Source organism: Thainema salinarum CENA647 (genome assembly GCF_057732415.1).
In genome coordinates this window covers 210,225-224,929 of record NZ_JBYJZJ010000015.1, presented here as the reverse complement: position 1 = coordinate 224,929, position 14,705 = coordinate 210,225, and the positions used below count along the sequence as shown (strand labels likewise).

The 14,705-nt window shown below is 47.0% G+C and carries 14 protein-coding genes; 5 read left to right on the top strand and 9 right to left on the bottom strand.

From position 1 onward, the window contains the following. The first annotated feature begins 46 nt into the window (after positions 1–46). Positions 47–730, top strand: coding sequence for an Abi-alpha family protein (locus tag AC286M_RS02845; protein ID WP_488202940.1), 684 nt, complete (start codon positions 47–49; stop codon positions 728–730). Between the two features lie 446 nt (positions 731–1,176). On the opposite strand, the gene AC286M_RS02840 is transcribed toward AC286M_RS02845, so the two are convergent. Continuing rightward, complete coding sequence (locus tag AC286M_RS02840) at positions 1,177–1,605, bottom strand: hypothetical protein (protein WP_488203614.1); 429 nt, start codon at positions 1,603–1,605, stop codon at positions 1,177–1,179. Between AC286M_RS02840 and tnpA the strand changes: the two genes are divergently transcribed. Then, complete coding sequence (gene tnpA / locus AC286M_RS02835) at positions 1,539–1,982, top strand: IS200/IS605 family transposase (protein ID WP_488202591.1); 444 nt, start codon at positions 1,539–1,541, stop codon at positions 1,980–1,982. The genes AC286M_RS02840 and tnpA overlap by 67 nt on opposite strands. On the opposite strand, the gene AC286M_RS02830 is transcribed toward tnpA, so the two are convergent. From AC286M_RS02830 to AC286M_RS02805, 6 genes are all read right to left on the bottom strand, one after another. Further along, positions 1,964–3,733 carry a hypothetical protein gene (locus AC286M_RS02830; RefSeq protein ID WP_488202939.1) on the bottom strand — a complete coding sequence of 590 codons (1,770 nt, stop codon included), beginning with the start codon at positions 3,731–3,733 and terminating at the stop codon, positions 1,964–1,966. The genes tnpA and AC286M_RS02830 overlap by 19 nt on opposite strands. A 180-nt stretch (positions 3,734–3,913) precedes the next feature. Further along, positions 3,914–4,891 carry an aldo/keto reductase gene (locus AC286M_RS02825; protein WP_488202938.1) on the bottom strand — a complete coding sequence of 326 codons (978 nt, stop codon included), beginning with the start codon at positions 4,889–4,891 and terminating at the stop codon, positions 3,914–3,916. Positions 4,892–4,954: 63 nt separating this feature from the next. Continuing rightward, positions 4,955–6,091 carry a pentapeptide repeat-containing protein gene (locus tag AC286M_RS02820; RefSeq protein ID WP_488202937.1) on the bottom strand — a complete coding sequence of 379 codons (1,137 nt, stop codon included), beginning with the start codon at positions 6,089–6,091 and terminating at the stop codon, positions 4,955–4,957. A 30-nt stretch (positions 6,092–6,121) separates the two neighbouring features. After that, positions 6,122–7,051: a sulfotransferase domain-containing protein gene (locus AC286M_RS02815; protein ID WP_488202936.1), complete on the bottom strand. Its 930-nt coding sequence runs from the start codon at positions 7,049–7,051 to the stop codon at positions 6,122–6,124. Positions 7,052–7,781: 730 nt separating this feature from the next. After that, positions 7,782–8,276, bottom strand: coding sequence for a glutathione peroxidase (locus AC286M_RS02810; RefSeq protein ID WP_488202935.1), 495 nt, complete (start codon positions 8,274–8,276; stop codon positions 7,782–7,784). Between the two features lie 67 nt (positions 8,277–8,343). Then, complete coding sequence (locus AC286M_RS02805) at positions 8,344–9,819, bottom strand: MFS transporter (RefSeq protein ID WP_488202934.1); 1,476 nt, start codon at positions 9,817–9,819, stop codon at positions 8,344–8,346. Between the two features lie 202 nt (positions 9,820–10,021). On the opposite strand from AC286M_RS02805, the gene AC286M_RS02800 reads away from it, so the two are divergent. Next, a complete protein-coding gene (locus AC286M_RS02800) occupies positions 10,022–10,489 on the top strand; it encodes a DUF4188 domain-containing protein (RefSeq protein ID WP_488202933.1) in 468 nt (155 codons plus the stop codon). 172 nt (positions 10,490–10,661) lie between these two features. Here AC286M_RS02800 and AC286M_RS02795 read toward each other — a convergent pair whose 3' ends face one another. Next, a complete protein-coding gene (locus AC286M_RS02795) occupies positions 10,662–10,901 on the bottom strand; it encodes a hypothetical protein (RefSeq protein WP_488202932.1) in 240 nt (79 codons plus the stop codon). Between the two features lie 205 nt (positions 10,902–11,106). Next, a complete protein-coding gene (locus AC286M_RS02790) occupies positions 11,107–11,289 on the bottom strand; it encodes a hypothetical protein (protein WP_488202931.1) in 183 nt (60 codons plus the stop codon). Between the two features lie 161 nt (positions 11,290–11,450). Between AC286M_RS02790 and AC286M_RS02785 the strand changes: the two genes are divergently transcribed. Continuing rightward, positions 11,451–11,771 (top strand): P-loop NTPase family protein, encoded by a 321-nt coding sequence (locus AC286M_RS02785; protein ID WP_488202930.1) that lies wholly within the window; start codon positions 11,451–11,453, stop codon positions 11,769–11,771. A 62-nt stretch (positions 11,772–11,833) separates the two neighbouring features. Beyond that, on the top strand, positions 11,834–14,662 hold the full coding sequence (locus AC286M_RS02780; protein WP_488202929.1) for an AAA family ATPase: 2,829 nt from the start codon (positions 11,834–11,836) through the stop codon (positions 14,660–14,662). Positions 14,663–14,705: the final 43 nt, after the last annotated feature.

The window sequence follows — 14,705 nt, the reverse complement described above, 5'->3', positions numbered from 1 at the left end:
TATTTAGGCATCTAATTTCAGAGTTATTGATAATAAAAATGTAGAAATGAGTGAAGATAAATCCATAGATCTTGTTGGAGTAGGTCGAGCGATTGAGGCAATTCCTCCAGAGTCATGGAATCTGTTAGTTGGCACAGCATGTAGTATTGTCGAGTCTGCGGTTGCACCGATTACACAAACTACTGGGGGATTAGGTAGATTAATTGCAGCCAAGTTCGATCGATTGATTGAGGTTGAAAAGGTTTTAGCTGCTGAAGCCGTAGCATCTGCTCAGAGAAAAGCTCAGGCAAGTGGCCTAAACAATACTCAACCAAGGCCACAAATTTTGCTTCAAGTAATTGAGCAGTCGGCAACTGAAGCAGATAGTGGCATTCGGGAACTCTGGTCTAATCTACTTGCCAACGAGATGGTTGGCAGTGTGGTTCATCCAGAAATTGGACGCGTTTTAGCTCGACTCAGCTCTGAAGATGCCCAGCTACTCGTCCAAATCGCTGAAACAAAGCCAAACAAATATACTGAATTATTTAAGCAGACTATGATCTCGTCACTCAAAATAGCCGGATTTTCACTATTATCAAGCACTGATCCAAAAACGTTTAATCATGCCCATCTAAGCAATTTGGGATTGATCGTTCAAGAAGAAGATGGTCGGTGGAGACTTACAGTCTTTGGTGAAGGCTTTACCCGTGCCGTAACTGATCCAAGTACAAAAATAGCTGAGGACACATGACACGTTTCTTTGGCTATTGTCAGGCTATCCCTAATAGTTGTGTGCAACGGATGCTCCGGGTTTTCGGCACTCGGCATTCCATATTCGTGCCTAACATGCTCTTTCAGCGGACGCATAGGCGAAAGTGTTGGGCAATTCCAAAAGGTAGTCTTGCGCTGCTGAAAGAGCATGTTAGGCATACTGCCCATGAATATTAGTGATATGTTTATCGGATCATCTAAGCCCGTGCATCCTGTATGCCAGTACCGCACGCTGGAAATTTGCGGATGATTACTTTCGTGTCGCTTAGCTCGGCGGGATTGATGTTGCAGTTTGGTTTGCGATGAACTTTCAAGCCCGTGCATCCTGTATACCAGTAGGCATGTTGGAAATTTGCGGATGGTTACTTGTCGTTTAGCTTGGTGGGATTGATGTTGTGGTTTGCGTTGCGATCGCACATTTCACCTTTAGATTATGACATCCCAATTTAGATCAGAAACGGCAGGTGAAAAGGCTTGTGTTCCCACTCGGCTGAGATCTTCCATGTACCACGTGGTCATTGTGCCAGATGTGCGATCGCGAAATAGCAAATCATCGATTTGACCATCCCGATCAAAATCGCTCACGCCTTTGACGGCCCAATTTGTCGCAACTGTGCCAATTCGTTTTTGCGCGGTCTTAAATAAACCATTTGTTTGCCAAATCACGATTCGGCCATCTGCCTGGTTTTGCCAGACAAAATCATCAGCATAGCCACTGGAGCCAAAGTTGCCAGCGGCTTGAATCTCTTGGGTCCATTCCCCGCCGCTCTGCGGCGTAAGATCTAAGAATGAGTGAGTACATCCACAAGAGTCATAACGTAACAGTTTTGCTATACCACTTAGTGTTTCCAGCAAAGTATCGACGGGTTGTGTTTGATGAGCAAGTAGATGCGGTTCTGCGAGAGGTCTGCCTCGAAATCGAGAAACGCTACGAGGTGAAGTTTGTCGAAATTGGAGTGGACAAAGACCATGTCCATTTTCTAGTGCAGTCCGTGCCGACCTATAGTGTGACCAAACTGGTAACGATGCTGAAAAGTTTAACTGCACGAGAAGTCTTCAAACGATGCCCTCAAGTGAAGCAGAAACTTTGGGGAGGCGAGTTTTGGAGTGATGGATATTTTGCGAGTACAGTAGGCCGCCACGGGGATGAAGGAATGATCGCCAAATATGTTCAAGCCCAAGGCAAAGATTACCTCAAATTGCATCGGGATAATCAACTTGCTCTTTTTTGATTCTGATACCCCGTCCGCTTGCGGCGGGGTATTTCATTCTGCCAGGTCGTGTCTACTGTGCCGAAATCAATTTCACCCACCTTGGTATTGCCGTTCATCATCCAAACTAGAACCTGGCCCGTGTCGGCATTGCGCCAGATGATGTCATTCGCGTGCCCCGTATGCTCAAAATCACCAACTCCTTCAATTTCCCAAGCTGGATTGAAGGAGCTGACGGGCAGTTCGCCGATTTTTTGATTGTTCGTCACCAGCCAAATTTCATTTTCACCAGTCTCTTGATTGCGCCACAAAATATCATTGCGATCGCGATTCTGATCAAAATCCCCGATGCCGCCAATTGTCCAATTTAGGTCATTTACAGAGTTGAGTTGACGACCGGAAGTCCGAGTTTGCCCATTGGTGTTCCAAATCCAGTTTTGGCCCGTAGCCTGATTGCGCCACAGTAGATCAATGACTCCATCGCCATTGAAATCGGTCACATTTGCTGTGGGGTCAATGGTCGCATCTCCCGGTGCCAGTGTTGTGAGCTGCCAGCTTAATATGTCTGCTGCCGCTTGTCCCGCTGTGGTTTGAAATTCAAAGACTGCTTCTGAGCCAACGGTGGCAAACAGATCAACGTCGTAGGACAGCAGGGGCGTAGCAGGCTGGATCAAAGTGTTACTCAGAAAAACGTCTAGTTGATCAGTCGGGCCATCGTAGTGAATCCAGGCCGTTAGCGGACTGCTACTATCTAAGTCCAAGGTGGTATTCACTTGGCTGAGCCACTCGACGGTTGAGCTGGAACGCTGAAGCCTCACAACGTTAGTGGGCTGATTGGGCGATAGGAGCGGATCAAAGATCAGCGATAGGCTAGCGGATGGGGTTGTGGGTAGCGATGATTGGATGTCAAACGCAAAGCCAGAATCGGGCAATTCTGGCGTGAGGCGAAACTCGAAGCGGGTCGAAAAGGAAAAGTCAGGACTGATTTCAATCGCATTGGCTAGAGTGGCTTGTCCACCTGTGCCAGGTGTGCTAGATGTCAGTCGGAGCAGGTTGTTGACTGATGCTGCATTTCCCTCCAGATTGATTAATCCCTGTCGGTCAAAGCGCAGATCGTTCAAAACGAAGGTTTCGACATCTTGAGCAATTTGCTCCTGTAGTTCAGGCTGATTAATAATATTGCGATGCGTAATGCTGCGGTCGTCGAGTAAGTCTTCAACATTGATATTTTCTGCGCCTTGAACGGTTTCTGCCCCTTGCAGATCGGTCGGATCAAAGCCAGGTGCAAAGACGTTGAAGCGGTTGCGCTCCTGGTAATAGTTAATGCCCTTGAGCACGTTTGCAGGTAAGACTTCATCTTCTGAGCTATCGCCCGTCAGCGGATCAAACGATTCGATTTGAATTTGTAAATCGACGATTCCAGGAGCTTGCTGTTTGGAAAAGCGCGTAACGGATAGGCCACCTGCGCTGTAGCCGATGCCGCCTATGCGGCCAATGGTGTCGAGTTGGCTGATCCAGGTGTGAGCCTGTTGGCTGCCGATTTCGGTGAAGCCGAAGATGTTGCCTCGATAGGAGTCAAAGACCTGACTGCTCCAAAAATAATCCTGAAATTGACTCGTTAGCCGCTCGTTTAAGCTATCAATTCCAGATGTGCGATCGCTATCTGACGAGTTTGAAGAACCGAGCAGCCCTCCAGCTCCCCGAAAGAGGGCAACGACGCCTCGTTCTCCAAAGTTAAACTGCTGAAAATTTGGACTTGAAATCCAATCCATACGAGTTTTCTCTGACGATCAACTGGTCAAGTTTTTCGCGGATAAAAGAGAATCTTCCGGATAGTTTTCTCTGATTGTTACGGTACAGCAATGATCCATAACGATCCATGTGCGATCGCAACGCCAATTTTGATGTCGATAAGCCAGGAAATCTTTTCTACGTTTAGTTTCTAGACCATTCTATTTGGACTGAAACGGATTTTGCACCATCGTTTCTTTCAAACTGGCTGCTGCCTTATCTAACTCGCTTACCTCACCATCATCCAGCGTCCAGCCCAGTGCGCCCATATTTTGCTGTGCCTGCTTCAGCGTTTTGGCCCCCGGAATCGGCATCGTTCCCTTGTAAATGCACCAGTTGAGCGCTACCTGAGCCATTGTTTTCTGCCGCGATCGCGCAATTTCATCTAGACAGTTCAACACAGGCTGTGCCGCTGGCACCAGTCGTTTAAATAAGCGTCGCCGTAGTCCCTTCGGATAGGTATCGCCAGGCTGATACTTACCCGTCAAAATGCCCAGACAGAGCGGACTGTAGGCAATGATCTGGATGCCTAACTCATCGCAGACTTCCTTCACGCCCAGCTCCGTCACAGGCTGAGTGGAGAGTAGCGAATACTGCACCTGCAAGGTCTTAATCGGGACACCTCGTTCCTGGAAATGCTGATGCACTTTCCGCAGGCGCTGGCCACCGTAGTTCGATAAGCCTACGCCTTTCACTTTGCCCTGTTGATACAGTTCCGCCAAACCATCCAGTAACGGCCATTCCTGCCAGGGAAAATAATTGGCGGTTGACCAGTGCATCTGCACCAAATCCACGGGTCGCTGCAATCGCTTAGCAGACGCTTCACAGGCTCGCACCATTGCGCTGGAGGTGAGTCGCCAGGGATAGGGAGCCAGCTTAGTGGCAATGCAAATTTGATCTTGATTCGCACCCTCGTAAGCGTGGCTGAACTGGCCCAGTAGCTTTTCACTCTGGCCGCTGAGTCGGCCCGTGCCGTAGGAATCCCCGGTATCAAACAGTGTGCCCCCGTGGCTAACGCAGTAGTTAAACACCTGCTGAAGCTGGCTGTCCATGCTGGGGTCATAGTTCCAGAGCAGCCGATTGCCCCAAGCCCAGGTACCGCAACCCATAGCGGGCAGTGAAAGCGTTTGGTCGATCATGCGAGTGGATGGTGAACCGAAAAACGACAGTACTCTGTTGCAGCATATCGTATTCGATTCCACTTAAATGCCGCACTGTTTTAATTTCGCCATCCAGCGGCCAAATCCCTCCCGCCGAAATCGCGTCGGTTCCTTTTCCGTGGGTTCCAGTACCTGCCAACGATGCCAGGGTAAGTAACCTACCGGAATCGTGCTGTTTGAGACAATCTCAGGACTGAAGTTCAATTCATCAAACTTGAGCCAGTCGCCGTTTTGCTGCCAACCAACTGCGATCGCAAATTTGCCGTAATCTTGATTGACGGCAGGACTTTCCCAAATCTGCCGCTGCACGGCGTAGCTAAATCGACCGTTACTGGCCTTTGCCCATAAAGTATCTAAACGCTCCAGATCTGCACAGACGGGATCGAGTGCGATTTCTTCCCAGTTCGCGTCATATTTGGCATCGTTGAAAAGCGCACTCGTTTCGGTTTCGGCGGTTTGCCAGTCTTGGTTTTCAAAGCTGGTTTCAAGCACGACAGTCGGCACAAAGCAATCTCGTTGAGATACCTCCCCAGAGGGCAAGATTGTATTGCAAAGCCGGACATTATCCAACGCTGTAGATTCCGCTGGCAAAATCGCCTGCGTGAGATTAGCTTTGGCTAGTGATACGGGGGGATGCTGCCAGTCGCTCAAGTTAGCCCCCGTCAGGTCAGCATGGGCCAGGGTGACTCCTTCTAAGTTGGTACCGCTCAAGTTTGCGCCGCTCAGGTTAGTATTCTCCATCACTGCGCCCTGTAGGTCGGCGTTGCTGAGGTTTGCGCCGCTGAGGTTGGCATATTGAAAGTTCACCCCTTGTAAAACGGCTTCTGTAAAATTCGCCTGTTCTGCAATGGTGGCTTGAAACAGCGCCCCGGATAAGTCCGCTCCCCGCAAATCAGCTTCTTCCAGGTAAGTTGCGCCACTGAAGTCTGTTCCCCGTAGATTGGCGTTGCGCAAGTTGGCGCGATTGAGCCAAGCTTCCCGAAAGATGAGTCCGGACAGATCGGCACCCGCCAGATTTTTACCTGACCAGTCAACGGCGCGAAAGTCGGAAAAGCCGTCGCGGCTGCGGCTGCGCCAATCAATATTGGCAGGTCGCGTGAGCCAGTAGAGGCCACCCGCGCCCAGTAATACTGCCAAAAGACCAACACCACCACAGCCAGCCAGAACTTTTTTCCACATGAGAAGCACTCGTTTTCTGAAATCAGCCAATTACAGCGAGGCGGCGACGGGCAGTCTACTTTCTCCTGTAGCAAGCCAGTGGGCACATTCTGGCCCCAATCGACGTAGTGCCGTTTCTTCATATTTAGCGATATCTGCTTCCGTCAAGCTATCTTTCCAGCGTCCATTCGTGCCTTTGTGAATAAACGTCTGGGCACCGCCTTCCCAGAAGGCTCCTTCCAGCGGTACGGTTTTGACCGCATGGTGCTTCATATAGTCAAAGCTACAGTGTTCTAAAATCAGCGGCCATCGGGATGGTTCAATTTCGATATCCAGAAACTCAGCGATTTGCCGAATTTGCGTAGCCATATCCCGTTTTAGTGCGGCATAGTGCACCAGCTTGACGTTGGGTAAATGGCGAATGTCCCACCAGGATTTGACATTTTCCCAGTTTGACCAGAAAGGATAGCCATCTCCATCTAGCCACTCTCGGAAATATTGCAGGACTGATGCAGGAGGATGTCCAATCGGTGGGCCAACTCGTCCAGGGGTTTCGTTGACCGCTTCGTACCAAGCGGCGTTGGCTTTGGCATGGTGATTATATAGACTCCAGACAACATCGCGTCCATCCCGTGCAATGTACAGATACTTTGCCTGGGGCGAGAAGACAAGCGCGTCTACAGGTAAATGGGTTTTGATGAAGCGGCGATGAGTTTGAGCTTCTACGGCAGGCAGCTTAACCTCTTTGGGCGGGATACGCAGATCCAGCCAGGGAGACATGTCTGATACGTTAAGGTCTTCTGCACCGCTCCAGATTAGCTGAGCCACAATTTGCTGTAGCCAGGTGGTGCCGGATTTAGCGTAGCTGGCAATGATAATGTCGTCGTTGCGAAACTGAAAATCATTCCAGACGGTGGAATCAAAGTGGTGATTGTGGATCTCCCGAACTTTTTGAGGCCACTGATGACTAACTTGGCTCATGACTGATTTCCTTTTCAAGTTACTAAATGTGTAGAAAACCTCACATCTTGCTAAAACCCAAAAGGGTTATTATGCTGCCGCATCGCGGTGGCATAATAATTTCTTCGGTTGTCAAAGTGCAAGGTGCAAGATGTGAGAAATTGCATGGTGCATGGTGCGAATTGAGATGTTGGAGAAGTGATTTGTTTTGTGTTGCAGTGGCAAAGCGGCGGCAAAATTGCCCCGTCAATTGACTATAAAGGGGAGAAAAATATATTCTGGATGGACAAAATTAATCTTTGGATTGCCTAAAGGTTTCGAGTAAAAGCGCATCCTGATGATGCCGATTCTAATCAATCCATAGATTTAGAGAAAACACAAGGATTTCGTAATGTCTTGTGAGGAAATCATCTGAGGCGTTAGGTATATTGACTCATCTTGGATGTAGAGCTAGCGGAGTAATAGGTCTTTTTAACCTACAAAATCTGAGCGCTGCTTTCCGGAAAGCAGTACCAATAATAATTCGCTTTACACTTTGGCAGATGTGCGATCGCACTTATCTAGCACACCTATCTAGCACACTTATCCAGCGATCTCTAAAACAAAACAAAAGCAACAGCTATCTATACTTAGTAGCTGTTGCTGATGATGCTTGAGTAACATTTCTTGTACTGTGACGATCAAGTTTCACAACACAAAAAATATTGCTGTTTGTTAATAAACCATTGCTTGTAGTAAAAGTTGCGATCGCTTATAGCAATGGCTGAATATCTTTGGCGATCTCTTCCGGTTTTGCCGTTGGAGGATAGCGCTTAACAACTTTGCCACTGCGATCAACTAAAAACTTAGTGAAGTTCCACTTAATTCCCTGAGTGCCGAAAATTCCGGGTGCAGCTTTGGTTAAATACTGATACAGCGGATGGGCATTGTTGCCATTGACCTCAATTTTCTGGAAAAGCGGAAAGGTTACTCCGAAATTAGTTTCACAGAAAGACTGAATCTGGTCTGCATTGCCCGGTTCCTGCTTGCCAAATTGGTTACAGGGAAATCCTAGGATCACCAATCCCTGATCGGCATATTGCTCGTATAGCGACTGGAGCCCTTTGTATTGGGGCGTAAAGCCACACTGACTGGCAGTATTAACAATTAGTAAAACCTTGTCCTTATAAGTACTGAGCGGCACTGATGTGCCATCAATACGGGTGGCCGAAGTGTCATAAATCGACGCAGACGCTTGTGCGGTCATGAATAATTACGTCCTCGGTATGAAACATAAATTTACAATACAATTTTACATCTTGCTTTCTGTTGCGTTATTCTGACGCGTTTGCGTTAGATGTCGTCGCTGACAGTGCTAACTCAGGTTCAGGCTTCGCTTGAGTATCACTGAGCTGAACGGTTTCAACTCGGAATAGATAAGTAATCACTGCCGCAGCTATGCAGATGAACGCGAGCACAAGTAGCAGGTTTGTCAGTCCTACCGTCTGTCTGAGAATCGGCAGGACAAACGTACCGAGTACCGCTCCCGCTTTGGCAAAGGCGGCGGCAAATCCGGCACCGCTAGCTCGGATGGAAGTGGGAAACACTTCTCCCGACAGCAGAAACGTGGTCGAGTTTGGCCCCATATTCATCAACAGATTGAATAGGATAAATCCCGTGAAAACTAGCGGTAGGTTTGTTGTAGCCCCTTTGGTTGGCTCACCTGCCAACGAGAGCAAAATCAAGCCCAGCGCCATGCCCAAGAAGCCAATGATCTGTAAATTAATTCGCCCCCAGCGGTTAATCAGTGCGATCGCAAGTAGAAATCCCAGAATTAAAAATACATCCACTCCAGCCGCACCCAGGGCTGCATTCATTTCGTGCCGCATAAAGTCGGTTTCATTGGCAAAGGCCAAAATGCCGATAATCACCGGGGTAAAGATACCGATGCCGTAGGTGGCGATGTCCTGCAAGAACCAGGGCACGGAAGCGAGAATCGTTCGCCGCTGATACTGCTGGGTAAATAGTGACCCATAAGACAGACTGGGATTTTGTTCTGGCGGATCGGTGGTAGGCGTAATCTCAATTGGTTGCTCCAGTAGTTCAGAGGCGGCGGCAGATGCCTGCTCATAGTCACCCTTGGCGATGTAGTAGCGGGGACTTTCCAATAAAAATTGAAGCCGCAGAGCTGCCACCAAGATTGCTAGCCCTAGCCCCACTCCTAGCATCCAGCGCCAGGCATACTGGATCGCAGGTTCGACTGACTCTGGATAAAAATATCGAAAACTGGCAATTACAGCTAATCCGACCAGTGCGCCTAGCAGTGCGCCGACCGCTTGGAAGCTGAATGCCCCAATTACCATACGTCCTCGCAAACGAGTTGGCACGTTTTCGGTAATGTATGAGACGCTAATCGGATAGTCGGCTCCAATGGCTATGCCTACTAGAAACCGAAAAATCACGAGGGACGTGACATTCCAGGCTAGAGCTGTCGCGGCAGATGCGACGACGAACAGTGCGATATCCAGCACCAGCATCCGCTGGCGGCCCACTCGGTCAGTAATCGGGCCGAGGGTGAGGGAACCCACCAGTGATCCGGCAATAGCGGCAACTGCGATCGCACCCACATTGGCGGCACTAATCCCGAAATCCCGCTCAATGAAAGGCATGGCGACGCCAATGATAAAAAAGTCAAAGCCATCGAGCGCAATCAGACCTGCGGACAGGATCCACAGCAGCCACATGGGGCGGGTGAGTCGAGATTGATCAAGCTGTTGCTGAAAGGAAAGGGTTTTGGGCGCAGTAGTCATGTCTGATGTGCTAATCGATCTGGAATATTCACATCTTGTCCTGAAATCCAGAATTAGGCATCTTACTGCCGCCGCATTGTGTCTAGAATCGGCCTGACTCTAAACAAACTAGATCAAACACTCGCTAGGATAGAACTGCATTACCCACACCATTGCCCATGTAGACCGATTACTCAGATTTTGTACCCACACTTGAAGAATCATGAGCAGAGTAATTCCAGAGCGAATGACCGTTGATATTGAAGGTGATTTTGTTGTCTTTTTAATTGGGCTGCGGATTAACAAAATCTGGAAAGCCCATAAGTGGCTACCCGCTTTTCTGGCTATGCCGCGCATGATTCGGGAACTCCAGGCTGATCCGGATAGCGGTTTCTTGGGACATACGATGGGATTCCCTGTTATTGTTCAATACTGGCGGTCTTTCGAGCAGTTAGAAGCCTATGCCCGTAACCGTAACCAAGAACATTGGCCAGCCTGGGTCAATTTCAACCAGCGAGTCGACAAAAGTCGCGGTGATGTTGGCATTTGGCACGAAACCTACAAAGTTCGAGCCGGAGAATATGAGGCTGTCTATAGCGGTATGCCCGCTTTTGGTTTAGGAAAAGTCGGTCATCTGGTGTCCGCAACAGGCAATAAAGAGGCCGCCCGCGATCGCATCTCTGCACCGTGAGTACACGAGCCACTGGACAACTATTCTCAGCACTTGAAAAGTGAGGAGTGAGGCGAGAGGCGTAAGGAGTAAGGGCTGTAAAGGTCGTAAAGATTCCACGCCTGTCACCTAATACCCAAAACCCAGAACCTAATACCCATCAACTAGCCTTCAGCCCTCAGCCTTACCCGCTTCAAGACTGACGATAAACATTCTCTAGCCACCGTCGCTGCTCCTCCGTCGTTTCTAGATACTGTGAAAAGCGAGTGCTCATCCCGTAGCGATAGGCGCGAATATTGCTCCACTGACTGGAGTAAGCTGGGTCGTGAACCATGAAGCGAGTGAAGTGACGCCATCCGGTTCGAATGCTGTCCCAGAACCGATTTGTTGATTTTGCCTGTGGCGCTTCTGTGCCATAAGATTGATTTTGCACAACACCCTCCTTTTTAAGATTCTGTATATAGCATTACTATTTTATAATTTCTGCTCGAACTTGGCTTTATTCCTAAGAAGGATAATTGGGGAAGTTACGTCCTAATTTAGGAACAGGCTTTGTAGGGCTACGGCATGCTGTGTCCCTATGGTGGGCTTGAGACCAAACCTGGAAAGGGCTTGGGTGCGAGCCGAATCTGCATTTGCTATGAACCTTGCGGCAGTTCTGCTTCTTGCGGCCAGAACTTGTCGTCTATCCGCATCGGGGCATCGCGCCAGGTCAGGTTCAGCGTTTGGCAGCGGTGAATGGTAGCGGGTATGGGCATATTGAGCGGATCGGCATCAAGCCAATCCAATAGAGCCTGCCGTTGAGCAGCCTCTAGAAGCACGACATTGAGATAGTGATCCGCTGGATCAACTTCAGGTGCGATCGCAAGTCGACGACCAACCCGGCTTTCGACATTAATTTTTCAGATAATTTCGCGCTGGTTTCAGGAAATGCGCGTAGGTTGGTGGTTATAGATTGTGTCGATGCTTCAGGATCAAGTGAATGCCATTTGATATCGGTGCTTTTTTCCGGGCCTGTAATCCCAGCAAAACGCTAAATTTGACCGCTCCCCAGGATGAAAAATACTACATCGATTTTTCGGGCGTGCGGGGCAGCGATCTGGTGCGGGAAATGCAGCGCACAATCACCTTTTCAGGACAAGAACCGACCTGCCAGCTTTTTACTGGGCACATCGGCTGCGGCAAATCGACTGAGCTTTCACGCTTGCAGCGAGAGCTGGAAGCCGATGGCTATCACGTGGTCTACTTTGAGTCCACCGATGACCTGGATATGGGCGATAGTATTCTGCCAAGTTCGATATAGCAAAAGCCATTATCTTGAAAATCATTTACGATTGGTGCAAATGTATTTAATTGAAACCAAGCATGAGTCTTGCAGGAAAACGGTCAACTCAAGGTGACGAATACCAATTACGTGTGGCATTACATTGGCTGATACGTATGCTCGGGGATGATTCTATCTCCGGTATTCAAGTTGACTCAACTGGTATACCCGGACAAAGCTTTCCAATCACAGTTGATGATGTAGTTGTTTTATATGCAGACGGTCGTGCTTGCTTTATTCAAGTAAAGAAGAATCAGACTGATTATAAATCGTGGTCACTCGCTGATGAAATCTTAAAAGAAGAGCTAGAAAAAGCTCGTATACAGTTGGAGTCTAAAGAAAACTCGAAGGTCATTTTTTATTCTCGAACGCCTTTTGGAGAGTTAGAATCACTAGTTGAAGCCTGCAAAGCTTTTCCTGATTACGAATCATTCCTACGAGAGGATTCTAAAAAGCAGATCAGTACTTTGAAGAAACTTGCAAGCATTATAGAAAGACCAGAAGAAGTAACTTTTAGTCTCGTTTTACGACTTAAATTTGGCCCACCACATACATTTGAAGATTGGGATCGTTTAAATCGTATTGATTTGGAGCGTTTGTCCCCATCTGTTGATCTAGTAATACCAATTCTAGAGCGTTACTTAACCGGACATGAAGCTACGCTAAAGGATACAAAACACATTATTAATCGCGAGGAAGTGTGGGCTGAACTAGGAATGTTGGGACTAAGACCAACGCCTGAGCGCAGTGAAACAGAAATTCTTGAAACTTTCAGGCTGGCTTCGAGAATTGGTCGTAATTGGTTATGCACAATTGATGATGAGAAAATTCCTCGTATTGAATTGAATCAAATCACTGAACTGATTGAACAGGACAACCGGACAATTTTATTGACAGATCGTCCTGGCAGTGGAAAAACCTGTTTATTGCTAGACTTAGTCAATGAGCTTGAGAATCAAGAAGCCTATGGGCTGTTGTTTATCAAAAGCGATCTATTTACAGAAATCAACAACGAACAAGATTTGGTAGATAGAGGATTACCAGAAGACATCGTTGGCCAATGTGCTCGTCTGGCAAAATTTCGATCCGTTGTTGTTATTATTGATTCCCTTGATGAGCTTTCGCTAAGCCGACAACATAGTGCGCTTAAAGTATTCCTAGGGTTGATAGATAGGCTTGAAAAAATTGTGAGCATAACAGTCATTGCAGCATGTCGTGATTTTGATTTACAGTATGACCCTTTGCTACGAGGACGCTCATGGCAACACACTATTCATCTGTGTCCACTTGATTTTGAGTCTACTGTAAAACCCTTTCTCATTCGTTGGGGCATTGATCCATCTAGTATTAGTTCTGAACTTCGCGAGTTGTTGCAGCTACCACAGCATCTACGAATTTATGGGGAACTAGCGAAAGTTGGCAGATGTTTGAATCCTGCATCAGCTTATGAACTTTATGACAGCTTCCTAAATGAAGTAATTGCTCTAAATTCAAGATTGGGAGATCAGGCTATAACTGCCCTTCAAGACATGGCAGATACCTTGATGCAAAGCCGTAGCCAATCTTTTAGCAGAACTAATTTTGCTGCAAGTGAAAACATAGTAAGGCTTCTAATTAGTCAGGAAATCCTATGGGATTCTTCTTCAGGTAGCTTATCTTTTAGCCATCAAACCTTAGCAGAATGCCTAGTTGTACGTTCTGCATTAGCTAAAAGTAAAACTTTGGTGGAATTTATTATCGACCACCCCCAGCTTCCTTTTATCCGTCCAGCAGTCCGAGCTTTTTTCTTTTTTCTACGGTCACACCAACCACAACTTTTTAGAAGACAAATTAGACAAGTTCTATCACATAAGGAAATCGCTTACCATGTGAAGCGTTTAGTTTGTGAATCATTGGCTGAAATTATTCCTATAGAAGATGATTGGCGATTGTTTCGTAGAATCTTCCAGAATTATCCTGACTTGTTTCGTCGTCTGTTAGTACGAACTCAGTCAACTGCTTGGCTGCATTTTCTCAAAAACTACTGGCTAGATGCTGCTCAAGCTTCGGAGGAGCGAGAAGATTGGCTACGTGAGTTTTGTTGGAAATTGCGAACATGGATAAACTCTGATGCTACAGAGGTTATTACTCTATGGCGGCAAGCAATTGCTTTTAATTGGTTTGATGAACAAAGACTAATCAGAATTATTCTTGGTGGATTGAACAACCTGCAAGATTGGAATGCTGAGGGTATTCGAGAACTGTTGGAAATCTTAGTTAAAGATTCTGGTGATGAAAGAGACTCACTTGGCAGAATTATCAGTCAATGGGTACATGCCACAAACTCTGGTGATGATTTGCTATGGAGATACATTACTAAAGATATTTTGCCTGAAGATCTCCAGAAATGGGATCTACGAGATAAGCTTCACTGCTCACCACATAATTTTCATCATGAGAGATTTTTAGAAGAACGTTTAAAGCAATCAGATCAATTGCTTACTCTAGTCTTAAAAGATTTAGCCCGCTGGAGCGAAATACGAATTGGTTTTCTCCAAGAAACTTCTTGGCATATAGCACATAGTAAAATTGATATCTATCCAGTGACTGGTTTAACAGAAATTTTTTCTGGGGTAGAGGAAGCGTTAAAGCATAGAGCTCGTGAAAACGATGCTTGGTGGAAGTTATATGAACCAAATTTACGTGATACTCAAGAACCATATCTTCGCTATCTAATTATTCAATCTTACAAAGAAAATATAGAAGAAAATATTTCTGGAATTGAGTTTCAACTTCAAGACCAAGAACTTATTTGTAATAGTGAACTTAGCTATGAATTAGGTGGACTTATGCAAATGAGCTACCCGTATACAGCAATCACAAATAGGTAATGAACGAGGGAGAATAGAATAAAGAGTTATCCTCACCGAAGTA

What these genes read in the sequence shown, in the direction of transcription:
- AC286M_RS02845 (WP_488202940.1), top strand. Translation starts at nt 47, where the DNA reads ATGAGTGAAGATAAATCCATAGATCTTGTTGGAGTAGGTCGAGCGATT.
- tnpA (WP_488202591.1), top strand. Translation starts at nt 1,539, where the DNA reads ATGAGTGAGTACATCCACAAGAGTCATAACGTAACAGTTTTGCTATAC.
- AC286M_RS02830 (WP_488202939.1), bottom strand. Translation starts at nt 3,733, where the DNA reads ATGGATTGGATTTCAAGTCCAAATTTTCAGCAGTTTAACTTTGGAGAA.
- AC286M_RS02825 (WP_488202938.1), bottom strand. Translation starts at nt 4,891, where the DNA reads ATGATCGACCAAACGCTTTCACTGCCCGCTATGGGTTGCGGTACCTGG.
- AC286M_RS02820 (WP_488202937.1), bottom strand. Translation starts at nt 6,091, where the DNA reads ATGTGGAAAAAAGTTCTGGCTGGCTGTGGTGGTGTTGGTCTTTTGGCA.
- AC286M_RS02815 (WP_488202936.1), bottom strand. Translation starts at nt 7,051, where the DNA reads ATGAGCCAAGTTAGTCATCAGTGGCCTCAAAAAGTTCGGGAGATCCAC.
- AC286M_RS02810 (WP_488202935.1), bottom strand. Translation starts at nt 8,276, where the DNA reads ATGACCGCACAAGCGTCTGCGTCGATTTATGACACTTCGGCCACCCGT.
- AC286M_RS02805 (WP_488202934.1), bottom strand. Translation starts at nt 9,819, where the DNA reads ATGACTACTGCGCCCAAAACCCTTTCCTTTCAGCAACAGCTTGATCAA.
- AC286M_RS02800 (WP_488202933.1), top strand. Translation starts at nt 10,022, where the DNA reads ATGAGCAGAGTAATTCCAGAGCGAATGACCGTTGATATTGAAGGTGAT.
- AC286M_RS02785 (WP_488202930.1), top strand. Translation starts at nt 11,451, where the DNA reads ATGCCATTTGATATCGGTGCTTTTTTCCGGGCCTGTAATCCCAGCAAA.
- AC286M_RS02780 (WP_488202929.1), top strand. Translation starts at nt 11,834, where the DNA reads ATGAGTCTTGCAGGAAAACGGTCAACTCAAGGTGACGAATACCAATTA.